Here is a 26,528-nt window from a genome sequence, read left to right on the forward strand (position 1 = left end):
AGCATTACGGTGTGTCACAGGGCTGGTCCTTCTTGGTCGAGAACGGTTGTGTCGCAACTCCCATTCTTACGCCGAGGACCAGCCCGTCTACTTCAATCCCTCGTCAGCAACGTCCATACCCACAACAACTAGGCCTCATCGAACGACGACGCGCGATGAACGCTCGGTGCGCTTCTATAGTTTCCGAGGGGTAGACGGCCTTGTAGCCCATCGTCGTGTCAATTGTCTTGTGCCCGCAGATAACCTGTGCGATATGGGGTGGCAGTCCGTTCATGATCGCGTCGGTGACGAATATTCGCCGGAAGTCGTGAGGCTGAAACATCAACGGATCGCCACTGGCATCGGTGAGAGCTGCCGCCGTGAGCGCATTGATGAGGAGCTTGCGGACGAAACTCGGTGGGATCGCGCGGCGTTCGTTTCCGATTGCCCGCTGAAACAGCAGCGGCATCGGCGGATTCCAGAGCTTCTCCTGTGTATCGTAGGCAGCCACGAGAGGTATCGATCCGTTTGGTTGCCGTGAACGTTGAACTACCGCACTGAGGACTTCCGCAAGCTCGGGACTGACCAAGATCAGCCGCTCGGTATCGGTCTTCGATGGAGCTATCTGCAGCAGCGGAACCAGTTCACCGGTACTGGGTAGTCGGTATTCGGTGATGCTGTGGTGACTCAGCTCGAGGAGCTCTTCATGACGGATACCGCTGAGCCGCAGCACTTCGATGGTGGCGAATGCCCAGAATGCTTCCTCGTCCTCGTAGGTGAGATCGCGACGAACACCGCTGACAGTATTGTCGGCCCATACGACGCGGCCGGTTCCCCGAAGGATCAAGGATCGTCGCAGTTCTCCTTCGGTTCCCGCGATCACCTCACCTGGTTCGGTGTTCTGAGCCGCAACAAGTAGAGCCGCTGCGGCCGCGCGGCGGTCAGCGGCGGACCGAACCAACTGAGACAGGACAGGCAACCGCTCACGGGTGCGCTGATCCATCCGCGCTTTGCGGTGTTTGAGTTCCTTGCCTCTTTTGACCTCGGCATCGCTGATCGGGCAGGGCGCCACCCACTGCGCCCAGCGTGCCGGATCTTCGACGGCCCAGTGCGCGAGGTCGAGATAGAACGCGCGCACTTGCAACAGATTGTCTTTGTAATTCTTTCGGGGCGAAGTTGTTTCGTGCTTTCGTCCCGCCGCGTCGACGGCGGTGCGTGTGATCGAGCTCAGGTCGTCCTTCCATGCGCGGGCGACGTCAGGCGGCAGCGCCAGGGTGTCGATACCGGGTGCGAGTGCCTCGACGCGGCTCCAGAACAGCCCGGCGAGCCCTCGGGCACGAGAGTTGAGACTGGTGTAATCCAGCGCGGGTTGGCGCTCGCGCAGATAGTCAATGAGCAGAGCTCGGATCGGTTGGTTCTCGATCGGGTAGCGGTCGACGAGTTGTTCGATCGTCAACTGTCCGACCGGAGCGCCGAACGCGCGGATGCTGTGTGGTGCGTCCTCGGGAAAGATGCCCATCGCACGTAGCCGCAGGTAGAAATCGATTTTCTTCTGACCGCGGCGGGAGTGCACCTGCGCCATCGTTTCGATCAGCTCCACGCAATCGCCGACAGTGATCTCGGTGACCGTCCCACCTTTGGATACCAGCAGGGTCGCGATTCTGGTCGCTGCGATTCGTGCATCGGCTCGCGAGGTATCCGGCTGAGTGGCAGCAAGCTCGTCCAACCGCGCGAATCCGTCCGGATCTCGCAGCTTCGCCATCATCGGCGCGAGAAACGGGTGCGCCTGGGAGAGCATCCACGGCAACTGCGGCCGGATCACGTCCAGGCAAAGCAACATCAGCAGTCCTGCAGCCAGGTCGTTGCGATCGTGTCTGACAGGGCGCCCCTGTCGGGCAATCCATTCCACCGGGAGATCGGCCCAGGAGGCTGTCGCGCCGTAACGAGACCCGCGAATGTTCTCGGCGCCGCTGGCGAGCCACCGGGCTTGCCAGGTATCGCCGGGCACCGAAGCCAACCAAGTCAGTATCTTGATCACGCCTCGGTGCCGTCCGGCTCGGGTGGTGACCGCAGCCTCGGCAAGCACCGAGCAGTTCAGTCGGGCCTCGACCTCCTCGGCAGAGGCAGCGGTGTGCGGCCACCAGAGTTCAAATTCGCGTGGTGGAAACTGTTTGTGCAGTTGGCGAATCCTCGAATGCGGCACCGGTGTGACCTCGAAGCGTTCCGGGCGGGTCATGTGCTTGACGGCAGTGCTCACAACGTCCTCCCGAACAACACGCTCAACGCTGCCGGATCGTACCCAGGTGCAGGAGGCGGTAGAGGAGTCCTCGGATGTTCCCGCTGATCAGCAGTACGAGCGTGGTGGGCCAGGACGCTGGCGATCACCTCGTCCTTGTCGGGTGTCAGATAAATTTCGGTCGTCGACAAATGTGCGTGCCCCAACACCTCTTTGACCTCCACCAAGGACAAGTGCGGGTCGTTGGCCATCCGCCTCGCTGCACTGTGACGTAAGTCGTGCAGAGTCCAATCCGAACCGAGGGTAGCGTTCGCACGCTCGAACATCCGATGCGCCGCATGGTAATTCAACGGGCGACGAGGCCTTCGCAGTGTCCACCACAACGGTTGCATCCGTCCGGGTGGCACCTCGCCCCGCAGCTGCTCCTGATACAACCGCAACCAGACGAACGCGTCTGCCGACGCAGGGACCTGCTCCACCGCACGTGTTCCCTTGCGCACCACGGTAATCAACTGTTGACCAGGATCGACATCGCACTCGCGGACTCCCAACAACTCCGACGCTCGCACCCCGGACGAAATCCAGAACGCCACCAACGCCCGGTCCCGATCCGACGACAACGCCGCGAACAACTTATCGAACAGATCCTCGGGAATCGCTCGGGGAATCCGCTGCGAGACCCGGGGCCGGTAGCGCCCCACACGCTCAGGTGCCCAATGATCCATCGGATTGTGATGCGCATGAGCCCGTCTCGACCGGCGAGAGAGATCGAGAGGGAACGGATTCAGAAGCGGGCCAGTCCCCGCGTCCCGATGAAAATCGTAGAAACTTCGCAGCACCGTCTCACTGTGCGCCACAGTCGCCGGCGAGTACCCGGCCCCCAGGGCCGGTTTACCGGTGACAGGATTCGGCGATGCCGCAGCAGTAGCAGCCAATTCGGCACTGGCCGGCCCCCCTGATCCTTGTCGCATTTTCGCCGTCAACTGAATCCAACAACTGAAATCACGGGCATCGACCCGAGAAGCACGATCCCACGCCATGTCCACAGCGTGAAGGAACCGCCACCACCTCAGCAGATCCATACCGTACGAACGCACCGTCGCCACCGACCTCCCAGAAGCGATCAACTCCCGAAAGAACACCTCGACGGACTCCACTCGTTCACCGTCGCTGCGCTGCAAGACGTAAGGCTCCGACGCCTGACCAGTCGCTGTCAACCGACCCACTCGGGCCACCACCAGCCCCGACAGATCTCTCGAACTTTCCCCTTCGCTCATGTCCGCAAGCTACCGACCCACATCGACCCCACCCCTTCAGACCTGCACCGTTCGGCATTTAGTTCAGTCAACGGGGCTTCGCCTGTGCCGCAGCCTCTTTCGTAACCAGGGATGTTCGGCAACTTGTCGACGACAGTCACCGATCCGAGTAATTCGTCGAGGTGAGGCGTCGACTCGTCGGCCACTTTTGCGACCACGAGAGGTGCAGCAGGTGCACTCGTCTCGATTCCCGTCCAGGGGCCTCCCTGGGCAACCGCTGCACACCCCGAGACCGCGGTCATAAGAAGCCCCGCTGCGGCAACACACGTGGCGACCTTGCGCCTCATCACGGGTTCTTCGTTTCCGCTGACGGCCACATCAATTCGGCGGCGTTAGGTGCGACGGACGAAAGGCTGACTCTGCGGGCGAAATTGGAGGCCACCTCGCTCGGATCCGCAGCAGGAGCAAACGCGGGGTGTTCGTCGAGCATCACGATCAGTCGACCGCTGTCTTCGTCACCTTGGGATTCGGAGCTGTCCTGCTGTTCCTTTTCGGCCGCGTTTCGTACTGCGGCGGCAGCTTCCCTGGCTCGTGCGGCGAGCGTCGTGACAGTTGTATCGGGTGGTTCGATCGGCGTGGTCATGGTCTCCCTTTCCTGGCGAGCCGATGCGGTGCGTCCGGCATCGCCGCACGCTAACTCCGGACCTGGACTGGATGACGCCGTGCACGCACCTCCGTACAAAACCTGCAGCTCAGGCTCCTTTCACTTCGCCGTCAGCCGGGGAAATTCAGCCGGTATCCGGGTGCGCAAGTTTCAAGAGGCTGCCCCGATTCGGTACAGGCGAATGGCAGGACCGGCCGAGTTGGTCCACCGTGTGGGGTAGTGTCGGCGGCACTGAGAATGCACCGGGTGAGTCGGGGGCACACCATGTGGTGGCCTCCGACTTTTCTTTTGTGTGTGTCCTTCAGTTCTGTTGCGCTCCGATGTCGCGGACTGCGTCACCGGCTTTGTCGGGACCAGCTTCTTTCTCTCGGCGGGTGTCGACGACTCGGAACTGTGCCGGGATCCCGAGAATGTCAGGATGAAATGTCAGGTCCGGGCGGCGCCGACGCGACGTCTGGTCTTTGCTCATCGTTGTTCTCCTTCGGGTCTGTGATCGGTCAGTTGCACGACAAGGCGCTCACCAGGTTGTTGTCCAGGTCGCTCGTACGGCACGAAATGTGCACCCACCACGTCCAATTGGATTCCTCTCGGAAGCAAATGATGAGAGTTGTTCATCCGTGAAGACTGCCCGTAGTACATTCCGCGTTCTGTCGAGATCTCGAAGACGACATCTGTCGGGCGAGTGGTGGAATCGAGCTCGTGTAGAGAGTGCGTCGCCGCCGTGAACCTGTCGAAGGACAGCACCGTGCCGGGTTGAAGCGTGGCAGGCAAGTCCGCCGGGTTGACCACAGCATGGGGAACGCTGACAGATGTGTAGACGAGATGTCCGCGGCCGGATTCACGTTCGTACCGTTGAATGGCGCGGTCGACACGTTGCACCTGCTTACGCCTGTTGTCGTCGAGTTCAACGGCATCGCCGGCAACCGCAGAAAGCGCGTTGTTCGTTTCCTTCCAAGCGTTCGGATCCGACGTCAATGCCGACAGGGCGTTGTACTGTGCCTGCGGCATCGAATCGAGCACCTGACGTTTGGTGGCAGAGCGTGCGTTTTTCTGCCGTGCGGACAGTGAGCGACGCAGTTCGATCGCGGCCGGCAATTCTCGGCGCAACCTTTGGTTCTCGATCGGTGCCGGCGTCGGGCGTGGATAGGCCCGGTTGAGGTCTCGACTTGCGCGGGTGAGGCCGGGCAAGTTCTCTGTCGCATGGTCGAGTTCGCGTGCTCCGCTGCGAATGTCGGCACGAGTGCTGTAGGCGTGTTCCGAGATCAAGGCACCTTCTTTGCGGGTGGCGATGTCGCTCTCTCCCCGATCTGGGTCGAAGACGCCGTTACCGCGGTCCGGGCTGATCCTGTCGTGACTTCTCCCCATCAGTCCCGCTCCTCGAATTCGTAGAGCTCTCCGCGTAGTTCTGCCAACGCGGACTCTCGGGCGCGCCGAAGGTCTGTGAGGTCGGTCGCCAACTGGCCTATCGCCGAGGCCGCCACATCATCGCCGGCCGAGTTGACCAGAAGGCCCTCGATGGCCCGGTCTCCGTCGTGAATCCTGTCGAGAGATTCACCGGCTGTGATCGATTCCTGCAGCTCGAGCAGATGGCGACGATAGCTCCACAGCGCAGCTACACGTGTGAGCAGCGAACGCTCGACGCGCCCCAGCCACCGGCTGCTCACCAGGTGAGCTTCCCTCGCTGCGAGGGCTTGCGGGCTGCTACCCGGCGCCGGGGTTCCCAAAGTTGCTCGCACTGTGGCGAGTTCACCGGCATGCGCGAGAATTTCGGCCAGTTGCTCGTCGAGATTCAGGCGTATGCGACCTATGTCGAGATCCTCGCTTTCCCAGACCGGTACGGTGCGGATCTCGTCGACGAGTGCCGATGCCGCCAACGCCAACCGCAGCTCGACATGCGCTCCGCCCGCTGAGATCAACGTCTGCAGAGCTGTCACAGCGACGCCGATCTCGGTTTTGTCCTCCGCGCTCAGGCGGAGTGGATCGCGGCGGGTCCACCACCACAACCCCACCGCCTCTATCCCCGCGGCGAGACCAATGCAGACAAGTAGTGCGACGAATGGGTTAGCCTGCGCAGTCACGCCGGCAAGAACCGGGACGAGTCCGATCAGAACCGGCGCGAGAAGAGCGAGCGGAATCTTCACCTCCTCACCGCCGGCGGTGCGACCGGTATGTACCGTCGTGCGCCACACATCGCGCCGAGGGTAGTAGTCGAGCGACGAATTGCCTTCCCATCCAGGCTCGTCGGCACTCCACGTCTGCTCACGCCTGAGCCCGACGATCTCCGCCGCGCGCTCGCTGAGCATCTGCTCCCACAACCGGTCGAGCGCGCACAAGAATTCTTCGCTCTCCGGGTCCACGTCGATGTCGGCGATCATGGACCGCACCGCGGTTGCTGCACTATCTACGCTCACGTCACGCTCCGACCAGATCCGTTGTAGGTGAATGCTCCCGGTGATAGGTCTGCGCACGGACAAGCAGCCGATCGAGCGCTTCTCCGACGACCTGCGGTTGCTCCAGACCCACCATGTGCCGGCCACCGGCGACGGCAACGAGTTCGGCATTCGGCACAAGCGCAGCCAGCTGCTGTGAATGCAAGATCGGAGTGACCCGATCTCTGGTTCCGCACATGATCGATACCGGGATGCGCCCCAGCACTCCCACCGCGGCAGACGCGTCGTAGAGACGCAGGTCCCGCAAGAATGCCGCAACCGTCGCAATCGGTGTCGCGTGGACCATCTCGTACGACGTCGCTGCCGCCCGCAGGCCCGAGCTCGGAGCCATGGGACAGGTCGCGCCGATGACGGGCGTCAGCAGCCGCCGCGAGAGACTCCAGCTGCGCCCCACCAATCTCGGTGCATGCGCGCACGCACCGCCGAGCAGTGAGACTGCCGGGGTATTCAACGCGCGCCCGATGCCGGCGCCCGCGACGTTACTCAAGGCGGTCGAGATCAACCCCACGCCGACCACACGAGATGTCGAATCGGCGTGTTGTGCGAGGTACGACAACACCGCCATACCGCCCATCGAATGACCCACGAGGACAACGGGTCCGGTGGGCGCTACCGCACCAATGATTTCCTCGACGTCGCGTCCGAGCTGGCTGATCGTGTAGGTGCCGGCGTCCGCACCCCCGGAGCCACCGTGACCTCGGTGATCGAAGAACACCAACCTCGCCCGGCCACTCCACTTCCTACTCACATAGCGTTGCTGAGGCTCCCAGGCACCGGCGTGTAGGCAGAAGCCGTGGACGAAGATCACCGTCAGCGGCGCCGTTCGGGATCCGACCTCGCGGACCGCGAGTCTGGTTCCGTCCGCGACAACCAGCGTGTGCGAACGGCCCCCTTCGCCGTTCACAGCAGCCCGCCCAGAGTCCTGGTGAACGGCCTGAAGCCGGGGCTCTCGCCGCTGTCTCGCAATGTGCGGCATCCCGGATGTTCCCACGTCCTCGGAGTATTCGGCTCCCCCACCTCGAACCCCAACTCGCGCCAGAACTGCACACGCTCCGGAAGATCCTCCGTCGATCCGTACAAGCGCCCCTTACCTGCCGTGTCGTCGCTGAGCTCGGCGATCAACCGCTCGATCAGCGCGGCCCGGACCACGGCCGCATCGGGAACCTCCGGGTTGACGACGAGAGCGTCGACGATGCGGACGTGTGCAGCAAGCTGCTCACAACCCTCCGTAGACCAACCTGCCTGGCGCGCAGTCCGAATCAGCCCATGAGGCGCCGAAGCCAGTGCATACCCGAGCTGCCGGTACTCCGACGATGCGACGATGCCCACCGTTCCTGCGCCCCCAAGCCCCGCCGGAACGTCGGTACCCGGCGACCAGTGCCGGTGCAGCCTGCGCATCTTCTTCGCCTCGGTCGGATGAATACGAACAATCTCCACAGTCATCAGGCTCACTCCTCGTCGTCACAAACGGCATGTGGGAGGACCATAGGTTCGGACCTGGACAACTCAGCGCCAACCACCGTCCCGCCGATCCATGACCTGGTCAGCGAGTCCGAGTTGCACAGGGCGGACACGTGACGTTTCCTTGCGGCGGACGACGAAACGGGGGCGGCACGAGATAGGGAACTCGGGCCCGAACTCGCTCACTCATGCACTCGAACCGGAAAGGGCCGCCGCTGTGCCCGCAAAGTCCCGAACAACCTTCGGTGAGCTCGTACACACGTATGCAACGCCACACCGGTTCGCCGTCTTCACGATCGGTCTTCAACGGGCGCTCTCGGGGTTCTGCCTTGGCGCATTTCTCATTTACATGACAGGCGTACCCGTCGTGTCCGCTCAAGAGGGCAACATCGCATCTTTTGTCGTACTGTTTGTCGCATTCGTATTCGGGGCTGTGCTGCTCCTGTCCCTCATGCGGCCGATCTTCGGTGTCGCTACCAAGAACACTCGTATCGTCCTTGCCCGAGCCCGGTGCGCTGCACGCAGCATCGGCTGCGTACTCCCACAACCCCCAACCGTCGCGAACCTTGTCGCCGTCACCATCGCCACCCTGGCGATCACCGCACTGCTGCAAGGACCGATTCTCGACCTCGTAGTCGAGACGGTAGGAACACACCAATCCCCTGAACAACTTGCCGCGGACGCCGAACGATCCACCTGGTGGACCGCGGGCTGGGCATCTCACATCCCTGGTCTCACACTGATCTCCGGAGTCGTCACAGAAGAAATCCGGTGGCGTGGACCGCTGATCGCCGCAGTCGTTCTCGTACGCCGATACTTTCGCAACGGCTGGCCGAAATGGGCAGCACTCATGATGGTCACCGGACTGTGGATCCTTCTCGGCTTCAACTTCGGCATAGGGCACGACACTTTCTCCGCCGCCAATGCAACACACATGGTGATCTCCGGACTTCTCTGGGGCGGTCTTGCCATCTGGACAAGGTCACTGATCCCCTCGATCGCCAGCCACGCCGCCTACAACGCCCTCGTTGTCTAGTGGTGATCACTTCGCCGCCGGCCTGACCGATTGACTAGGTGCCACGGCACCCAGCTAGGGGACACGGCCTGCGTTCAGGCGGTGCAGATCGCACACCAATCCTCACGGACGAAGTCTGCACTCACAACCTGATCAAACCAAGAGCCGCTTCAGTTTTCGTGATCCTCGACGGCCCTCAAACGGTCTCCCGTTCAGGGGTGCAACGCCCGGTGATCCAACTGCGCCAGCGTGCTGCTGAACGTATACGGCAACGACGCCTTTGCTTCGCTGATCTTTCCGAACGTGTCCCAGTGCGGTCGCGCAATTACATCGTTGTCAGCGATAATCCAGTGGAGACCAAGCGAACCCGTAAACTCGGACATCGCTAAGTGCGCATCCTCCAGCCCCAATATCTGCAGTTTCAACGTCGCAGAAACGCATGCGTAGTATCGGCTGTCGCGGTCACGGTAGGCATCAGAGTTCCGCTCCATGGTCGGGTTATTACTCGACACCAACTCATCAGCCCGGTTCATCGCCTCCAGTGCGGACAAGAGAGCGTCGGTCACCTGCTGTCGATGCTGGACTGCACGATCCTCACCGAGGGTGGCCTCATGCAACGCTCTGTCGGATCGGGCCTTCACAAGGATTCCCAAGAACGCGATGCTCGCCGCCCCCACTGCGATCCCCGCCGCGATGATCGTTGCCTGCCCCTGCGTCAAACCTTCTCCGAGCGCCATGATCAACACGCTGCTGTTCACCCTTCACAAAGTCTGTCGCGGGACCTATTCAGCGAATCGAGGAACAGGGATGTCACGCCCCACCAACGGCCATGCGCCTTCAGCAGTCCGGCCGAGTGGAATCTCGGTGCTGACAATATCGGCTACCGAGTAGGCGATACGCCCACATCGTCGGCACTGGCCGGGCAACTGCTGAAAACGGATCATGGCCCAATGTTCGTCGCACAGTAGATAGTCCACGGGGGCGTTGCCATGACAACAGTCTTTGACCACCGCTGCCCACCTCGCTGCGCGCACGAAACCGACAGGGTCACCGGCAAAGTACTGCGGGTGCTCGGCGCAGAACTCGCACGGAAGTTCAGTCTGCACGACATCTGACTTCGCGTCCCTCGCTCGCTCGTCCATGCTGCAATCCTCTCCTCCACTTCCCCGTCCGAGAAGCATTCGTGTTCCGAAACAATCCTGAAGTGTTCAACCCCTAGCGTCGGATGCTTCTTACTCGATCGAGATGCCAGCGTGCGCGCTCGGACAACTCACACACCGTTGCGTGTTCGAGGACATGCGGCGCTGCCAACGTATTCGAACCTGTGCCGATCAGTCTGGCCGCATACTGATCGAAGAATGTCACCAATGTTCGAGCACGCACCACCGGCATCCGAGAACCGATAGGACCGGACGCCTCGTTCGCCAAACGTTCGAAGTGTTCGACCAGCCCGCGAAGCTCGCGATCAGGGACAGGGCAGTCGAGAAGTGCACCGAATCTACCGACCTCACTCACATTCTCGACATGCGCCGGCGTCATGTCGCCGCTGTGAGCTCGTCGTACCAACTCCGTCAGAACCTTGATCCCTTCCGGAGAAGTAGGCATCCGGTGAACATTGACGGTGATTCCGGTGGCTGCTTGAAGAGCATGAAATTCATCCAGTGCGGCAAGTCTTTCGTCATCGCGCTCCGGAGTGTCTTCCGCATCGAGATCCGCCGCGAGCCGTGCTGCGCATCCGTGCGCGGTCATCACGTAGAACTGTCCCAGACTGACCGACTCGACTGTCGTGCCTGCGATGGCGTTGTGAGTGCGCAAGTCCTCCTCCAGCTCACGAATCATCGAGACGACCACGTGCAGACGTCGCACACCGGCCGATCCCGGAGCATCCGATGCCGGCAGAGCGCGGTCTGCGACCTCCTGGACATGATCAAGGAACTCATTCACCCGTTCCACCCGATTCGGTGAATGAAAACGATTCCGCCGGCGCCACCTCATGTCCAGTTCCTCTCGTCTACACGGCCGCACTTGCTCAGATTCACAACATCCACCAGCCCGCGGGCAAGGCAATAGCGAGTGCTGTGCCGACAACGAGGTACGGAGCGAACCCGAACTCCACACCCCGGACCTTTCTGCCTCCGAACACCTTGGTGACCGCCACCCCTACTACCGCCAGAATATTCGGCAGCAGCACTGCCGAAGCCACGTTCATCCAACCGACCCATCCGACAGCTGCAGTGAGAATGAAGCTCAACCTCACATCCGCCAAACCGGGGTGACCGCGAGTAATGATCGCGAACACCAGGTAACTGGCGAATATCGCGGCCCCGGCCACCACAGCACGAAGACCCGCGGCAGGGTCCTGATCGACCACCACTGCCATCGCGCCGAGCAACAGACCCGCCGCGGTGACTGCACGAATCAGCGGCAAGGGGAACCGCAAGGTGAAGTGGTCAATCCACGCGGCCCAGACAGACAAAGCCGCCACCGTGAGCCATGCCGGCAAGATCGCGTCGCCGCCGGCGATCATCACGGCCCCGAACCACAATCCTGCTGTTGCTACTGCCGGGCCGATCGAGCGACTGGTCGGCGTCACGGGAATCTGCACGAGTGCACACAAACTTGCCATCATCGGACGCACCGCCACGCTCACCGCCGCCCCAGCCAGAGCAGCGAACGACGCGACCGACCACAGGCCAGCCTGCTCGTGACGACCGAACGCCCAGCGAGCAGCGATCCACACCGCCACACTCACAGCAATGACACCCAGGATCGGCAGATACGTCGAGAGAGGGGGTTTCCGCCTTCCTGCGTCGGCGGCGGTGACAAGCCCCGGTCGTTGACCACGGCCAGGCGTTGTGGACTCGACTTCCTCAGCGGAGAGAGAAGTCGAAGCACCGTCGGCAGTATTTCCCGACTCCACATTCGATTCGGCCATCTCGGAAAGCTCCTTCAGCGCGTCCATCACCCGTGGTCACAGGCAGAACCCGACCCTAACCGCTCTACCGGACAGCGCGGGCTTCCGAACTCATCGTTTGGCCGCTGGGGCGTGCGCTGTCCATGCCATGGACTATCACTGACCGCACATCTCAGATGCCTGAAAATCCGCTCGTGCTGCTCTCGAACGACGATGTTCCCGCATCGTGACCGGACTCGCCGCCACCAAAACCACTCGAAAACTCACCAGTAGAGGCAACATCACCCTATGAACGCCCCAATCGGAAAAGCTGACCGCCGCCGCGCACGACTCCACCCGGCACGTTCCTCCCGTCCAGCATTGATCGTTCACACCTTCAGCGAATACACCCACCACATCCGCGGCGGCGCCAAACGACTGATCATCGACGCCGACCCTGACCTGTGGTTCGACCTCGGGCATGTCCCGCACGGAGTCGACGTGAAGATCATCGGTCAATCGTGTGCCGGAATCAGCGGAGGATCCATCGCTGCCGCCGGTCGATGCTTCCTACAGGCCTGCCACCGCGCCCGTGTCACCGCCTACGAATTCGCGCACGTCGAAGCATTCGATGGCGTCACCATCGAAGCGCGCGGGAAAAGCCACATTGTCGGTACCGATCACGCCAAGATTCGCGCCGAAGATCAGGCTGTCGTTTTCGCCCACTCCCAGTGCCACGTCCAAGCGGCCGGCCATACTCTCGTCGCAGCGACAGACACTTCCTCTGTCTCCGTGAACGGCGACGCACACGTCCGCGCCAGCGCCGGAGTGCACATCATCGGAGTTCCTCAGCCGAGGAACCTGAGCATCGAGTCGCGCCCGATCAGTCGACTGGCCAACCAGCTCAACATGTAAGGCCCCGCAAGCGGCAGTTAATCGCAGAGCCTCAGCCAGCCGACGACCGATACACCGTGAGATCAATCGACTCCTGATCGCGGAAACTCGACTCCAACAATTCCACCGCCGGCACAATCACTTCACTCTCGATCTTCCACACCACCGACGTCGTCCACCCCACCAACCCGCCAGGCCCGGGCGTCTCTTCACCGAACAAACCTTCCAAGGCGTCCCGCCGGTAACCGAAGGTATCCACCAGGTCATCAGCGGTGTACCAGTACTGCCGCAACGGATCCGGGTCATCGGCGTGCAGAGCGCTGCCTTCGCTGATTCGAAATGGTTCGGTACTCATCTACATGCCCTCTCTGTGGTGCGGTCCGCCCTGCGCCGTCTTCACGTCGACAATCCGCACGTGTGCATAATCCGGGTTCTCCACAACGTATTTCGAACGCTCGATGCGCCAACGAGCGACAAGCATCTCCAGCTCCTGAACCTCCCGTGGGTCCTCGAGATACTCACACGCGAAGTCGAGCCACGGCACATAATGCCGCAGGCTTTGACCGATCCGTCCGGACTGGCCACCGATCACGCTCTCGAGCACGATCAGTTGTCGCTCGTCCTTCATTCGTCGGCGCAACGCTTTCTGAGTCACTTCGACCAGCGCAGGTTCCGCCGCAGACACCGACTCGCCTACCCCGTCGACGCGGGAGCCCATCTCGTGGCGGTGGTCGACGGCATCGACGAACTCGCGACAGACCGACGCTTGAACCCCTTCCGGGAGCATCGACATAAGCGCAAAGCCTCGTTCCTCAAGGAGCTCGAAGCCGTGTCGATTACCTCGGGCATACCAACAACTCATGACTAGTGACCGCTCCCAAGCCAACGCCAAGCGCCTCTCGAGAAAAGGAAGCGTTCGGGCGGCCGCCACGAATTGAGAATCACACTTTCCAGCGATCTCACGCGCCGACTCCCAGTCCACACTGCCTGTAGGAGAGCTGATCTCACGTACAGCGCGCATTCGACCACGAAGATCCGCAGCAGCAGCGGCGATGTCGACTCTCACCGCGTACTTGTTGGATCGAGAGCGCAAGAACCAGAGGGTCATGCGGCTGAGCCTAATCTCCGCACCTCCGAGCAGGAGTGCAGTAGCATCGTCAGCGGCGCATTGCTGGCGTAGTGTGCTCCGGCTCACCGCATCGATGTCATCGTCGATGCGGTGAGCCACCTTCACAGAATGGCTCAGACGCGAACAGCTCCATCGCCATCCACTCGTTGATCCTGTTGGCGACTCCGCATTCGTTCCGCGTGCCGTTTCTGCCACCGCGCGTGTTTGACCTTGAAGCGCTCGTCGAATTCCTCCCACCGCGGCGAAGCCTCCACCTTCCTCGCAGAGAGAACATCAACGGGTTCCGGTCCGGATGCAAGCGCAGGAACCACATCGCCGACTTTGAGGCGATCGAAGAGCTCCGAGAACAACCACGCCGGGCAGCCCTCCCCCCGAAGCGCGTCGACTGCGTCTGGTTCGTCGTCGATCCAGGCCACTATCGGGCTCGTCTCTGCGTAGTGGTTTTCCCACCGCCACCAATGCCGACGTTTGACATCAAACGCCCGACGCACAGTTCCGTCCACCCACAAGCTCCGTGATTCGATATGACCGGGCGGCAACGACTTCGCCCGGATCCACCGATCAGATGTCCGATTGAATTGGTCCAAGCGGGTTGTGCTGTAAGCAATGGTGAAGCCTGCACTGTCGAGCGCCCGAACCAACTTTCCACCCGCGCGGTTCAGGGAAGCTTCACCGAAATGGGTATGAAACCGCTTCCAATCTCGATCGGCGTATGACGGCGCGGCGATCAACCCCTCGAAATTGTGCATATCCGCAACGACGCCATCGATGTCGACAACGACAGTCGGCCCCGGGCGCGGAGCATCCAACCACGGTTTCGGGCGATCAAGAAAGCGTCGATTCTCCGTCATATCCCCAACGATATGGGCAGACACAGACATTGAGCACGGTCCCGCGCCCCACCCGGACGAATCCTCTGATGCATCTAGTTGCCAAAGGCCCTGTTCACGCACTCGAACAGGGCCTTCTTTGATGCTTCTGGCCTTAAGGCTCACCGGTCAACACAACTGACCGCGATTGCCGATCGCCCACGTCTACCCCGACCTCAGTGCCCAAACGAGAACCACGCGACCTCTCGATCTCTGCGATGTAGACAACAGCAAAGCCGACCACTACGACCGCGACGGCCACGACCACGACCACGACCACGACCAACCATCGCCGTCCCATCCAACCCGCCGCCACGCCAAGATTGAAAATACTGTGAGGCACAACTAATCCCAAGAGCGACCGATAACGGTAGTACGCGAAAACAGCAAACCCTCCCCACAACATCGCCCCGACTGCGAACCCCCACCCCTGATAGATGTACGCAACTGCAAGCAACGTCGAGACTGGACGGCCGCTCGGGAGATGAATCAATCAGGGCGGGCTGTAGTCAACTACCCAAGCGCCCTCGACCCTGCGGAGAGGCACCAGCCAGCGGTGGCGATGATCTCGCACGACCACCTCAGATCCCATGAACCCCAACACCAGCGAGGTGGAGAATACGGCCGACAGCGGAACCAACTCAGCCAACAAAATGCCCTCACCGTCCCTCGCGAAATCCAAGGCAACCTCAAAGTTGGCCGTAAACGACGACAGAGGCTGCGCGCTGTAATCGTGAGGTGCCCGGCGAGCCGCCAGTTCAGGCCAAACGTCGCGTCGAGGGCTTACCCCGAACTTCCCCAGTCCCCGCCACAACAAGATATAGCGACCCCGAACACCGATCTCGGCGAATTCGCTGCGTACCACCATCGGGATCGCAACTGCCAAAGCTGCGGCCAACCGCGCCTTCCCACGATCGACCCTCGACAGGCTATCCAAGGCCAGATACCTGCTTGTGCTGTCAACGGCGTGGTGCATCAACATCGGCCACGGACGGTTGGGCCACGCATCCCATTCCCGAGCCAGTTGGTTGATCGCAGTACCAACCGGATCCCCGAATTCGAATCTGAGTGCCTCCTCGAAGGGGGTGGGGTCGGGAGATTCTGCGCATGGGGTCAACGTCGCCAACAAGTCCGAAATCAACTCCGGATCGACGGAATTCACGCAAGCGCGCAACGCCGAGACGCGGACAGCAACATCAGTCGCGTGCCAGTAGTCCTCGACTCTGGCTGCATTACGGGATGCCTCACGAGCATGAACCGACCACGCACCCAGGTACGAGAGCTTTTGTCTCGCCGTCAGAACTGACGATTGCGTTATGGCCCTTCGGATTTCATTCAATGACAACGATGTTTCCTCGCTCGGATCCCCGGTCAGCACGTGTAGTTACATCCCCTCGACAATGATGTTCGGACAAGCGGCGACTGCTTGGCCTGGCGAGCTGGCCGGTACCAGGTGAGGAAGTTCAGGTTCGTCATCAAGGGACACCGGGCCGTCCCACGGAGCTACCAGTGACGAGTCGTATTCCCAACCGTCACAGGACAGGTCGTCTACCCAGATCGCCGTCAGGGGACTATCGAAATACTTCTCCGCGAACGCCATGATGGCCGGGAGTCTGTTCTGATCAAACGAACCTCCCCTACCGACCTTGATGTCGCATCCGAATGCGCTCGGCCTTACCCTGGCGACGTATTCGCCAGCTGCCGAGCGTAAGACCACGTGATGATAGGTGCCCACCGGTGATTCCCTTCTCGTTCTGCCGGCGCACGTTTCGCGCAGTACAAAAGCTTGCACTGAGCACGAACTTCAAGCTCTCGCTCTACGATGTGCGGTCTGATCCGATCGTCAGCGTCCACACCTCTTCGCCGCGACTGTCAACAGACATCTGCCATCCCTCCCCCAAAGGCTTCCTCGAATCCGATGGCAGCATCTCATCAGAATCCAACCCGCTGTTCCACTCGTACGGAAGTTCCCAACGCGCCCGGCGTTCGCTGTAGACAATCGCGTATCGCGGAGCATTCCTCGAATACCAGGGGCCCTCGATATGAACTCGATGCTCGTGAGGAAGCTGGATCACCTCTCCCCAAAAGAGCGTGTCATCATCGATCTGGCACGGCTCCTCCACCAGATCCCAGTTCAGGGTGGCAACTCGGTTCACCAACTCCCGATCGAGAACTGCCACGACAGCATCCCACCGCGCGCCCTCGTCCAGCGCATTGAGTTCGTCAACGATGTCCTGCACATCACGCTCAGACGGAAAATCCGGGACCATCGAAGACGAAACATCCTCGTACGCCAACCTCAACCGGCGGAGCTCGCCCCACCGCGGCCGCCGCGGCTGCACTCCCCGCGCCGCATCACCCAGCCGCCGCAGACCGCCGAACACCACAGGATCACCGCCGCAACGGCGGTACCGAAATCGTGCTCGCGCATGCACCAGTGCAGCTTCGATCCTCGCCCAGGGCACCACAACCACAACGCACAAGCCGACAACAATGACCGCGGAAACTAGCTGCATGACCGAATTTCCGTTGATAGCCCCCCATCCGATCCCAGAACCCGCGAATCCGAGACCGAGCCATGTCGCAATCTCCGATACTCGCTCTGCACTTGGTTTGCGCCACTCCGCAACGGCAATGAAGAGCAGCAACCAAAACAGAATTGAAAAATAGGCTCCAAAAACAACAATCACCCATCCGACATACGCGGGCGCTATCTGCATCTGAACCACCACCCACACCGCGACCGCCACAGCAGCCAACCTCACAGCAATCATTCGAACCCTCCTGACCATGACGACACGGACCCAACGCCCGTGTCGCGGGAACCATACGACTGAACCTGGACAGGCCGGGATCGACAACGCCCGACCCGCACCCCGACTCGCGGAAGAGAGCAGGTAATCGCACATCGCCACCAGACGCGACCGGCACCGATATGGTTTCATCAGCAAATGAAACGATCGCTGACAACGGTCACTCGGGGGGGACTCGCAGTAGCCTGCGCAACCATTGTGGTTGCGTGCGGCACCGCTTCGAACTCCGACGAAACCGTCTCCACGACGCCGGACAACACAAGCGCCGCAACAACTACGACACCGCCCGCCGTCACAGCCGCCGATCCCGCGCAGTACCAATTCGCACCGGACAGGTACCGTTTCGCCGTCGAGGGTACCCCTCGACGCGAATGCGTACTGTTCCCGGGCATCGCGGACTCCGGCCGGACCGTCACCTGCTCAGTGTCATTCCCTGCGGGTACTCCCGAGGTCGACGTGCCACCGTTTGGTAGCGGCCCTCCCAACGCCGTGGCGCTCACGAAGCAGGGCTACTACCCCACAATCACCGAATCCGGACCACCCGGCGCAGCCGTCCTGCCCGTCAATTCCCAACTGACAGTCGACGATACGACGTGCACCGCAATCAGCGGCGGTTTCGAATGCTCCGCCGACTCCAACCAGGTCCGCTACGTCGACGGCAACCTCACATTGACCGGCACACAAACCACGACAACAGCAGTACCGACCACGATCCCCACAACCACCCCGCCAACCGCATATGGGGCCCCCATGGACGTCTACACAGACAGCACCACCCCAGCCGCCCCAGGAACAACCTGCGGAGCATCCACCGGCCGACGAGTCCTCACCGTCGTCAGCGGAACCATTTCCTGCGCGGACGCACTCACCGTCATGGACACCTACCGGGGCCTCCCCCTCGACTCAGCCCACGGCAATGCGAACATCCGCGAATTCGACGGCTGGAACTGCGCAAGCCCCACCTACGTAATGTCCCGAGAACTCGGCTACGGATCACGATGCTCAAAGGGCGACATCGATCTGAGGACGCCCGTCAGCTGACACCGATGCACACACGAATACACGCGCACCCCCACTTCACCCAACCACCCGAAAGCAGCAACACATGAACACCGTAACCAAAATTTCCATCATTGCTTGCACTGCAGCAAGTCTCGCCCTCACAGGCTGCAGCAGCGACGACACCGAACAATCCGCTCCCACCACCACAACAACAACAGCCAACACAACAACAAACTCTCAACCAACCAGCACCACAACATCTTCGAGCACCACCACCGCACTCACCACCGGCAACCGTGCAAACTCACCAACAGACAACAAACCCCCACAAATCGGCGATACACAACACGCCACAGGCCAAGGATTCACCGCAGACCTGGCGATCCTCACACCCTCGTTCACCACAACGAAGTCCGGCAACAAAGCCTTGACGTTTCCAGTCGTCATCGATGTCACAACCGGCAAACTGAACGCCCAACCAAGCTATTGGAAAGTCACCACCCAAAGTGGGCAGACAATCAAAGGCAACTACTCAACCGGCATTCCCACCGCAATTGGCGACGCCGACCTCGACGGCCACATCGAAGGCCTCATCCCCTTCGCCGATTCAAATCTCTTGACGAACCCTGATGTCGCCATCTCCAAGATCACGCTCTACACAAGCTTCGGATACAACACCGAAATCGCGAGCTGGACCTTCCCCACAGCAATCGCGGTCACAGATATTCCCACGAAGTAGAACACTCGCGCACTACTCGTCACACAACACGACATGCCTTGTGCACGAAGGACATTAGTCCAACCACACAAACCGACCCGACAACCCCACATTCAGGGCCGTCGGGTCGGTCCTTTCACATCACTAAAACGCGTCGCAATCGACCCGATCGCCCACGATCCCCCTACGAATCGAGCGACTCCGGATAAACACCCGCGCGGACAACGTCGTAGCGTCCAAGGCCGGCAGGCGAGAGAATCTTCACCTCCACCGCGTCGACGTCCCCGCCCCTCGCTCTGTCCAAGATCCCGAGAGCGTGTCGAGCGCACAGCGACACGGCGCCCGAGCTGTATCCGTCGTCGATTGCATACGGGGGCGTGAAACGACCGCCAAGAGCGTCCTCCCCCGCACACCAGGCCCTACGTCCCTCCCACCATCGCGAGAGGGCCTGACGGTGAGCAGTCTCCCGCTCGACTTCCACACCCAGCACACGGATCTCGCTGTACCCAGCGGCAGCGAGTTCATCGTAAATAACCTCGACCTGGCCTGGCCACGACAACGTACCTTCGATGATCACGTTTTCGCGACGCCCGAGACAATCCCTGCGAATGATGTCGATCAGATCCGCCGACTCACGATGCACGAGCGCCGCCAACTCCATCGGTGCGATCGGATAACCGTCGTCGAGACGTCGCGACAAGAGATCGTCGTAGATTCCATCAGCCAAAGCCCGCTCGATCAATGGCACTTTCACGATGTCGGCGTCAAGCAGCCGGTACTCACTCAAACCGTCGACGTATCTGCCGAGCATGGTCGATTTGCCAGCCCCCGGCACCCCCGCCGAAATGATCGCAGAACCTTCCTCCTTCGGACCCTCATGTCTATCGAGATAGTCGGAAAACAATTGCCGATGAAACTTCGACCGGGCCGGATCGTTGATCCGATAACGTGATTTCGTGCTGTCGGCCGAATCAGTCCGCAGGACACCGCCTTCCGCACACAACGCGGCTAACTGCATGCCGACAGCAGTACGCAACTCGTCGACGCCACTCACGGCGAACTGAGGCGATCGAGGATCTCGTTCTGACGGTCAGCCAACGCCTGAAACTGATCGTCAGTGAGGAAACCCCGGTAGTACGCCAACTCGACCTCGTTCCAGTCACCAGTGATATAGGCGTCGGTCTCGTTGCCGTTGACGGTGGGGAGATACCCGAAGGTATACCGCCAACCCATCAACCGTTCCATCATTTCCGCCGGGTCGATTTCGCCCGCCGCACACCGATCTATCACCTCAGCCGGCGTCTCACGAACCAAATCAGGATCATGCTCCGCACGCTGAAGCAACCGCGTAACCGTCGCTTGCGAGACGGTCCCCAGACGATCACTGATCACCCGATGGGTATAGCCCCGCCTACTCGCATCGACAATAAGCCGAAGTCGATCACGGTCCGCGACACGATCACGTGCCCCGCGTCGAGCGAGCAAGTCGGTGAACTGATCATCGACAGTCACTGGCCCCACCTCCTTGATTCACTATGCATCAAGATTACGGCAGGAACACACAAGCAACAACCCCGCACGAGAATGCCGAGATTTCAACTGGACATGCCCTGCATCCGGTGCCGCGAAGCTCAGGGGCGTATCGACTTCGGCCACGCCGTCGCATCCTTTGCCGTAACAGCGGGGTGCGCGATGATGACGGCAATGAAACTGGGGATCGACATGCCCAACCCGTGTGAGAGCGTCGCCGCGACCTTGTCTCCTTCGAGCCACGCGCTCGGATCATCTGCGAGGTAGAAGCGGAAATCTGTGTCGTACGGAGGATTCAAAGACTCGGTGACCACACCGGGGCCAGTCGCCCCGTTCCACATCCACGCCACTGATCCCAAGGAACCGGGACCACGACCTCTAAAAGAACTGACGATATTCGCGGCATAACCCTTCACCGCGTCCTCGAACCGGCTGAAGGTAACCGCCCCACTCTCACTGTTACGCTCGGATGCCGAGATCGCGACGTACCCGTTCGCGGTCTTTCTCACACCGCGATACCCGTCGAAGAACCGCCCACCGCTACTACGCGGAAGTTCCGTCACAACGTATCCTTCACCCGAAAATGCCGGGTCATTCCATTCCAACCCGAACGCGGCAGGAATGACAGCACGCAGATAGTCGACGGTCGCAGTGAACTCGGCGACCTCGTCATCGGTCAGCGATCCGGTTCCGAGGAAGTTGTTCTCTTCCGCCTCGCGAAGAGGGCTCCTGGTCATAATCTGCTCCTGGGTGGGGTGGCCTGACGGTACTGCCCGCTCCCGACACGCCGCTGAGCGGCGACGCTGGTCACGGGGTATGTGGTGGGTAGATCTGTTTAATGATGTCCGCATCGAGCATTTCCTGGATAGATCACGAAACGGTGACAACCCGAACAAACAGCGACCAAACAGCGACCAAACAGCAACCAGCGCCCGAAACAGGACCACAAGCTCCTGAACTGCGCCCGCGAAGCAGAACGACGAGACCCGGAGTGCCGCTTCGACGCGACACACACAGAACGGCGAATCCGCAGAAACCACTCGGCGGCCATCGGAGATACGAAGCTTGGCGGCCAGATCCCGCCAGCAACTCCAGCGACGGCGCGGAGAGACCGTTCCCCGCCGCAACAGGGCCTTGCGCACCGGGTCGCCGAGCCGCGCGACAATACCTGCGTCCTCGACCTGAACATCACCACTCGCGCAGGGGCGGTGAAGAAGTAGCCACGACAGACACGCCGAAGATATCAGCGAGCACGGCAATGTAGACCTCACCGTCGGTGATATCGCCCTCGGCATGGGACTGGCGATCCTGCTCAACATGGGCACCATCACCGTCCCCGGCGGATTCCCCGTCATCGCAACATTTCTCGCGACCTCCCTCGATCTTCCGCTCGAAGCCGTGGGCATACTGATCGCCGTGGACTGGTTCGCCGGTATCTTCCGGACATTCCTCAACGTCAACGGCGACACCTTCGTCGCGATGCTGGTGGCCAACGCCGACGACGAGATCGACCGCGATGTCTACAACGGCAGGAAGACCGTGGTCTCCGAGGAGATCGACGTCAGCGAGTTCGCCGCCGCAATAGCCAAGGCCGACGCCACCGACTGAACTCGGGTGTCCCTGTGGTTTCTGTCAAACACACTGCGCGAGAGTGCTACGCCGAAGACTGGACTTTTCACGATCCTGGGGACTATCTCGTTAACGGTGTTTCGGCCGTTTTCATCAGTAGGTTTCTGATCCGGGCCAACGATCCGCGAACGTGATCGCGAAGGCATTGAGAGCGGGTTTCCACCGTGTGATCCATCGTGCCTGACCTTTGCCTGTCGGGTCCAGCGAACGGGTCACCAGGTACAAACATTTGAGCGCGGCTTGCTCGCTGGGGAAATGACCGCGAGCTTTGACCGCCCTCCGGTAGCGCGCATTCAGCGACTCAATAGAATTGGTAGAGCATATGACTCGACGTATCTCCGTGTCATAGTCAAGGAACGGGATGAACTCCTCCCACGCGTTGTCCCATAGCCGGATGATCGCCGGATACCGCTTGCCCCAGTTCTCGGCAAGGTCGTCGAAAGCAGCCCGCGCCGCTGCCTCACTCGGCGCGGTGTAGATCGGCTTCAGTTCCCGCTTCAGTGCGTCCCAGTGCTGACGTGCCGAGAGCCGAAAGGTGTTGCGGATCAGGTGCACCACACAGGTCTGGACCGTGGTGGCCGGCCACACATGCTCGACAACCTCCGGCAGGCCCTTGAGACCGTCGCAGACGAGAAAGAAAACGTCTTTGGTGCCACGGTTACGGATGTCAGTGAGCACGCTCATCCAGAACTTGGCGCCCTCGCCGCCCGTGCCGGCCCACAAACCAAGCACGTCGCGGCGCCCGTCCAGGCTCACCCCGATGGCCGCGTAGATCGGCCTGTTCGCGACCTGGCCGTCGCGGATCTTGACCACGATGGCATCGATGAAGATCGCGGCGTACACCTCATCGAGCGGACGTGCAGACCAATCCTGCATCTCCTCGATCACCTTGTCGGTGATCCGAGAAATCGTCTCCTTCGAGACCGATGCACCGTAGATTTCAGCGAAGTGCGCGCTGATCTCCCCAGTCGTTAACCCTTTGGCGTACAACGATAAAACGATCTCATCAACGCCGTTGAGCCGACGCTGCCGCTTCTTGACGATCTGCGGTTCGAACGTCCCTTCGCGGTCTCGGGGGACTTCGATCGGGACCTGCCCGGTCGACTCGGTCAGTACCGTCTTCGACCGAGTGCCGTTGCGGATATTTGTTGATGCCCGATCCGGGTTGGCCTGGTTCTTGTCGTGCCCGAGATGCTCGGTCATCTCCTCGTTCAATGCCGTTTCCAGGACCGTCTTGGTGAACTGCTTGAGCAGCCCATCCGGGCCCGTCAGCGACAGGCCCTGCTCTCTCGCCAAGCGCACGAGCTCCGCTGCCGCCGCCTCCTCGGCCGACGGTGGTGTCGACTTCTTCTTCGTCACATCATCCAGTGTCGTCATCACGGCACCCTTCTCGCCGGGCATTCACCCAGCGTGTCGGGCCGAAACACCGTTTAAGAAACACTCCCCGATCCTGTCGGGGAGACAGATGCGGGATGGCCGGGGGCGACGAGTGTTTGCGGGGCGAGGGAATTTCCGGGGGCGAATTTTCCGCAGTTACTCGGGGCGGGTGCGCCGTTGAACCGGTCGACGAGCCACTGCAGAGCGCCGGGCAACCAGAGCGCGCCACCGATCAAGTGCTCGATGGTGTCGTACTGGTCGTACTGGATGGCGAGGCCGGCATTGCAGTAGCGGGTGGCGAGGGCTGCGACGTCATCGGCGACCATGACGCCGTCACCGGGGCCGGTGCCGGGACCGCCGGGCAGGGTTCCGTTGAAGATGCCGTTGGCGGCTTGGGCGATGAACATCGGGATGGTCGGGATCGGGGCGATGCCCATGTTAATCGTGTTGACGACGTCGACGAACTCGGGAACCGAATTGGGGTCCGCGTACTCGGGTTTGACCATCTGCTGCCAGGTCAGGCCGGGGTACTGGGCGCCGGCGTTCACGATCGACGCGTCCTGCATTCGCGCCATGATCTCGCGGCCGTAGTCGTTGAGATACGGATCGAAGTCGATATCGTACGCGCGACCGATTCCCACGATCGCCATTCCGACAACCCCGCCCCACCCCAGACTTCCGTTTGCGTACCGCAAATTGGTGGCGGGATTGACCATGACGCCGGCTTCGGCGGCACCGATCAGGTCGTCGTCGACATCGGGGGCGTAGTCCGGGGCGAGGATCGCTGCCCAGTTGGTGGCGATCGCCCCTCCGGAGTACCCCATCAATGCGATCTCCGCATCGTCGGTGATGCCGGTCTCCGCGACCTCTCGGGCGGCGCGCAACGAATCGAGAGTCAGCATCCCGTACTCCGGCCCGGCAGCGAAGTCCGCCTCCGGGCCCTCGGTGTCGGGAATGACGACGGTGTACCCGGCGGCGAGCATCGGTCCGAACATCGCAATCTCGCCGGACACCATGGTGCCGCCGAGGTTGAAGTTGCGTCCGCTCGGGGTCCACTGTCCGATCGGGGTGTTACCGGCGATGGCACGTGAGGGGCTGTCGTCGGGGTTGAGTGAGTCGTAGACGGACTGGTAGGAGAGAACTTTTCCGGGTTGCGCGTTCGGCGGTCGCAGAATCGAGGTCACGTTGGCGACGGGCCGGCCGAGGGCGTCGGTGGAACGGTAGAGCACCTGCACCGCCTGCAACGGGGTCGGAACGTTCACCACGTGATAAGGCACGGTCCGCGTTTTGAGGACATCACCGGGGGCATACGAGGACAGCGGTGCCGAACCGTCGTAGTCGTAGAACGTGTCGAACACCCGCGGCTGCGCCGCTGCAACCGAAACCGTGACCGGAGCGGTCACACCCACGAATGCGGCAGCAGCAACCACTGTCACCACCATTCGGGCGAGTGTTCGTGAGGGCATATTTCGACTCCACATCTATGTGACTGACACCACCGCCGGACTGCGTTATGACGATCACCATATATTACTGCCCGGTAACAGCGGTAGCGTGAAAAATCAGACACCCATACCGAAAGATCATCTGCGCCAGCGATCGGCTTCCCCGTCGACCGGGTCAGCCGGAGCACGGCCCCCGCCGCTCCGCCCCGAATACATAAGCCCGCCAACCACAACCACCCGACGCGCTCGTCCTGCCGGCGGTATGGAACCACCCCTCCTCGTCGGGAGCGAATTCCCCGTCAAGTGGCTCATACGATCGAAAGCCGGGGACACCGCAGGTCACCGGGTCGCCGAGCAGGCGGATGACAGCCTGCTGCCTGCGGTCATGTCAGTATCGTGAATACCGAAGGGCACTCACGGTGAGGGAGTATTTAGTGCACGAATTCGCGGAACTGATCGACAAGGTTCGCAGCCGACACGAACGGGAACTACACCGACTACTGCGAAAAGCTCTGGTGCCAGGGACATCTCGCACGATCGCCCGCAAGAAACCCCCGCCGAAGCTGATCGGACGATCGATACTCGACCGAACCGTGGAGGTTCGGGTGTTCGCTTCCCATCTGGCATTGGATACGAGCACAACGATGACCGGTCCCTATCCGGCCGGGTCGGTGCTGATGATGACGTTCGTCGGCGGCCGGCACGTCCGCACCGGCGAACCCGTGGCGCTCGATCCCATCGAGGCGGATGCGTGGGGGCTGGCGCTCGTTCCTCCTGGCTTCGAGGAATATGCCTTGCGGCTGGGCACGATCGCGAAATTCTCCGCAGGTGTCCGGCACTATCGAATGGTCGTGGCGTCGGACGGAACTGCGTGTGTGATGCCCCCGGCCGACAAAGAGGTCCTTCTGACGAGCATGGCTGAGTTACGCCGTCTCAACGCTGTGTCGATCGCCCGATACGGAGTCACGGGATACTGATCGCGTCTTCACCGACACAGAGATCGAGTGTGACGGAATTCTGACCGTTTCCGCTGCTCGCATTCACGGGCACGACGGCCACCCTCTCCCGGAGCTGGTGTGGAACCATGCCGACTGCGTCGCAGCCATGATGCCTTCGACGCGCACAGCACAGGCTTTCACGCGTAGAGGTATGTGGTCTGCTCGTTTCC

General features: G+C 61.3%; 28 protein-coding genes and 1 pseudogene. 6 read left to right on the forward strand and 23 right to left on the reverse strand.

The features are described 5' to 3' along the window. Positions 1-103: 103 nt before the first annotated feature. The 8 genes from ATN38_RS01505 to ATN38_RS01540 form a co-directional block, all read right to left on the reverse strand. Positions 104-2,236, reverse strand: coding sequence for a site-specific integrase (locus ATN38_RS01505; protein WP_308255748.1), 2,133 nt, complete (start codon positions 2,234-2,236; stop codon positions 104-106). After that, positions 2,233-3,492, reverse strand: a complete 1,260-nt coding sequence (locus ATN38_RS01510; protein WP_218747469.1) for a site-specific integrase — start codon at positions 3,490-3,492, stop codon at positions 2,233-2,235. Before ATN38_RS01510 ends, ATN38_RS01505 begins: the two co-directional genes overlap by 4 nt. A gap of 325 nt (positions 3,493-3,817) precedes the next feature. Then, positions 3,818-4,114 (reverse strand): hypothetical protein, encoded by a 297-nt coding sequence (locus ATN38_RS01515; RefSeq protein ID WP_218747470.1) that lies wholly within the window; start codon positions 4,112-4,114, stop codon positions 3,818-3,820. Between the two features lie 322 nt (positions 4,115-4,436). Further along, positions 4,437-4,604, reverse strand: a complete 168-nt coding sequence (locus tag ATN38_RS01520; protein WP_218747471.1) for a hypothetical protein — start codon at positions 4,602-4,604, stop codon at positions 4,437-4,439. After that, positions 4,601-5,500, reverse strand: a complete 900-nt coding sequence (locus ATN38_RS01525; RefSeq protein WP_218747473.1) for a hypothetical protein — start codon at positions 5,498-5,500, stop codon at positions 4,601-4,603. The genes ATN38_RS01520 and ATN38_RS01525 overlap by 4 nt, the downstream gene beginning before the upstream one ends. Continuing rightward, positions 5,500-6,546, reverse strand: coding sequence for a hypothetical protein (locus tag ATN38_RS01530; RefSeq protein ID WP_218747475.1), 1,047 nt, complete (start codon positions 6,544-6,546; stop codon positions 5,500-5,502). The genes ATN38_RS01525 and ATN38_RS01530 overlap by 1 nt, the downstream gene beginning before the upstream one ends. 1 nt (position 6,547) lies before the next feature. Continuing rightward, positions 6,548-7,489 carry an alpha/beta fold hydrolase gene (locus tag ATN38_RS01535; RefSeq protein ID WP_218747477.1) on the reverse strand — a complete coding sequence of 314 codons (942 nt, stop codon included), beginning with the start codon at positions 7,487-7,489 and terminating at the stop codon, positions 6,548-6,550. After that, positions 7,486-8,028: a hypothetical protein gene (locus ATN38_RS01540; protein ID WP_218747479.1), complete on the reverse strand. Its 543-nt coding sequence runs from the start codon at positions 8,026-8,028 to the stop codon at positions 7,486-7,488. Before ATN38_RS01540 ends, ATN38_RS01535 begins: the two co-directional genes overlap by 4 nt. Positions 8,029-8,263: 235 nt before the next feature. Here ATN38_RS01540 and ATN38_RS01545 point away from each other — a divergent pair, with 235 nt between their 5' ends. After that, complete coding sequence (locus ATN38_RS01545; RefSeq protein ID WP_218747481.1) at positions 8,264-9,082, forward strand: CPBP family intramembrane glutamic endopeptidase; 819 nt, start codon at positions 8,264-8,266, stop codon at positions 9,080-9,082. 191 nt (positions 9,083-9,273) lie between these two features. On the opposite strand, the gene ATN38_RS01550 is transcribed toward ATN38_RS01545, so the two are convergent. From ATN38_RS01550 to ATN38_RS01565, 4 genes are all read right to left on the reverse strand, one after another. Next, positions 9,274-9,798 (reverse strand): hypothetical protein, encoded by a 525-nt coding sequence (locus ATN38_RS01550; protein WP_245220019.1) that lies wholly within the window; start codon positions 9,796-9,798, stop codon positions 9,274-9,276. 45 nt (positions 9,799-9,843) lie between these two features. After that, the gene (locus ATN38_RS01555; protein ID WP_209923480.1) at positions 9,844-10,203 is read right to left on the reverse strand and encodes a hypothetical protein; all 360 of its coding nucleotides are present in this window, start codon (positions 10,201-10,203) and stop codon (positions 9,844-9,846) included. Positions 10,204-10,276: 73 nt separating this feature from the next. Further along, positions 10,277-11,005, reverse strand: coding sequence for a hypothetical protein (locus tag ATN38_RS01560; protein ID WP_298783396.1), 729 nt, complete (start codon positions 11,003-11,005; stop codon positions 10,277-10,279). Between the two features lie 91 nt (positions 11,006-11,096). After that, positions 11,097-11,996 (reverse strand): hypothetical protein, encoded by a 900-nt coding sequence (locus ATN38_RS01565; RefSeq protein WP_245220018.1) that lies wholly within the window; start codon positions 11,994-11,996, stop codon positions 11,097-11,099. Positions 11,997-12,263: 267 nt separating this feature from the next. Here ATN38_RS01565 and ATN38_RS01570 point away from each other — a divergent pair, with 267 nt between their 5' ends. Then, positions 12,264-12,869 carry a hypothetical protein gene (locus ATN38_RS01570; protein ID WP_037129826.1) on the forward strand — a complete coding sequence of 202 codons (606 nt, stop codon included), beginning with the start codon at positions 12,264-12,266 and terminating at the stop codon, positions 12,867-12,869. Positions 12,870-12,900: 31 nt separating this feature from the next. Here ATN38_RS01570 and ATN38_RS01575 read toward each other — a convergent pair whose 3' ends face one another. The 6 genes from ATN38_RS01575 to ATN38_RS01600 all read right to left on the reverse strand — a co-directional run bounded on the left by ATN38_RS01575 (position 12,901) and on the right by ATN38_RS01600 (position 17,362). Then, positions 12,901-13,203, reverse strand: coding sequence for a hypothetical protein (locus ATN38_RS01575; protein WP_003941817.1), 303 nt, complete (start codon positions 13,201-13,203; stop codon positions 12,901-12,903). Further along, positions 13,204-13,956, reverse strand: coding sequence for a hypothetical protein (locus tag ATN38_RS01580; protein ID WP_232508934.1), 753 nt, complete (start codon positions 13,954-13,956; stop codon positions 13,204-13,206). It lies immediately after the preceding gene. Between the two features lie 134 nt (positions 13,957-14,090). Beyond that, positions 14,091-14,828 carry a hypothetical protein gene (locus tag ATN38_RS01585; RefSeq protein ID WP_245220017.1) on the reverse strand — a complete coding sequence of 246 codons (738 nt, stop codon included), beginning with the start codon at positions 14,826-14,828 and terminating at the stop codon, positions 14,091-14,093. A 133-nt stretch (positions 14,829-14,961) separates the two neighbouring features. Next, positions 14,962-15,189 (reverse strand): hypothetical protein, encoded by a 228-nt coding sequence (locus ATN38_RS01590; protein ID WP_218747483.1) that lies wholly within the window; start codon positions 15,187-15,189, stop codon positions 14,962-14,964. A gap of 150 nt (positions 15,190-15,339) precedes the next feature. Next, positions 15,340-16,191, reverse strand: a complete 852-nt coding sequence (locus ATN38_RS01595; protein ID WP_232509004.1) for a hypothetical protein — start codon at positions 16,189-16,191, stop codon at positions 15,340-15,342. A 472-nt stretch (positions 16,192-16,663) separates the two neighbouring features. Beyond that, positions 16,664-17,362 (reverse strand): hypothetical protein, encoded by a 699-nt coding sequence (locus ATN38_RS01600; RefSeq protein ID WP_157770423.1) that lies wholly within the window; start codon positions 17,360-17,362, stop codon positions 16,664-16,666. A gap of 435 nt (positions 17,363-17,797) precedes the next feature. Between ATN38_RS01600 and ATN38_RS01605 the strand changes: the two genes are divergently transcribed. Continuing rightward, positions 17,798-18,700: a hypothetical protein gene (locus ATN38_RS01605; protein WP_037131378.1), complete on the forward strand. Its 903-nt coding sequence runs from the start codon at positions 17,798-17,800 to the stop codon at positions 18,698-18,700. Positions 18,701-18,764: 64 nt separating this feature from the next. After that, a complete protein-coding gene (locus ATN38_RS01610; protein ID WP_003944246.1) occupies positions 18,765-19,400 on the forward strand; it encodes a hypothetical protein in 636 nt (211 codons plus the stop codon). Positions 19,401-19,563: 163 nt separating this feature from the next. On the opposite strand, the gene ATN38_RS01615 is transcribed toward ATN38_RS01610, so the two are convergent. From ATN38_RS01615 to ATN38_RS01625, 3 genes are all read right to left on the reverse strand, one after another. Continuing rightward, entirely contained in the window at positions 19,564-20,190 is a 627-nt protein-coding gene (locus ATN38_RS01615; RefSeq protein WP_157770424.1) for a zeta toxin family protein, read from the reverse strand. A gap of 239 nt (positions 20,191-20,429) precedes the next feature. Continuing rightward, positions 20,430-20,891 carry a helix-turn-helix domain-containing protein gene (locus ATN38_RS01620; RefSeq protein WP_003944279.1) on the reverse strand — a complete coding sequence of 154 codons (462 nt, stop codon included), beginning with the start codon at positions 20,889-20,891 and terminating at the stop codon, positions 20,430-20,432. A 119-nt stretch (positions 20,892-21,010) separates the two neighbouring features. Then, positions 21,011-21,646 (reverse strand): hypothetical protein, encoded by a 636-nt coding sequence (locus ATN38_RS01625; RefSeq protein WP_003944227.1) that lies wholly within the window; start codon positions 21,644-21,646, stop codon positions 21,011-21,013. A gap of 517 nt (positions 21,647-22,163) precedes the next feature. Between ATN38_RS01625 and ATN38_RS01630 the strand changes: the two are divergent. Then, positions 22,164-22,517, forward strand: a pseudogene (locus ATN38_RS01630) (cation:dicarboxylate symporter family transporter); the annotation flags it as partial. 114 nt (positions 22,518-22,631) lie between these two features. On the opposite strand, the gene ATN38_RS01635 reads toward ATN38_RS01630, so the two are convergent. Together ATN38_RS01635 and ATN38_RS01640 are read right to left on the reverse strand one after the other, a co-directional pair. Then, positions 22,632-23,915, reverse strand: coding sequence for an IS256 family transposase (locus tag ATN38_RS01635; RefSeq protein ID WP_209923685.1), 1,284 nt, complete (start codon positions 23,913-23,915; stop codon positions 22,632-22,634). 53 nt (positions 23,916-23,968) lie between these two features. Continuing rightward, positions 23,969-25,381, reverse strand: a complete 1,413-nt coding sequence (locus ATN38_RS01640) for a lipase family protein (protein WP_209923400.1) — start codon at positions 25,379-25,381, stop codon at positions 23,969-23,971. A 413-nt stretch (positions 25,382-25,794) separates the two neighbouring features. Between ATN38_RS01640 and ATN38_RS01645 the strand changes: the two genes are divergently transcribed. Beyond that, on the forward strand, positions 25,795-26,337 hold the full coding sequence (locus ATN38_RS01645) for a hypothetical protein (protein WP_218747485.1): 543 nt from the start codon (positions 25,795-25,797) through the stop codon (positions 26,335-26,337). The last annotated feature ends 191 nt before the right edge of the window (positions 26,338-26,528 follow it).

The organism is Rhodococcus sp. FH8 (assembly GCF_019266085.1).
Lineage (GTDB): Bacteria > Actinomycetota > Actinomycetes > Mycobacteriales > Mycobacteriaceae > Rhodococcus_F > Rhodococcus_F qingshengii.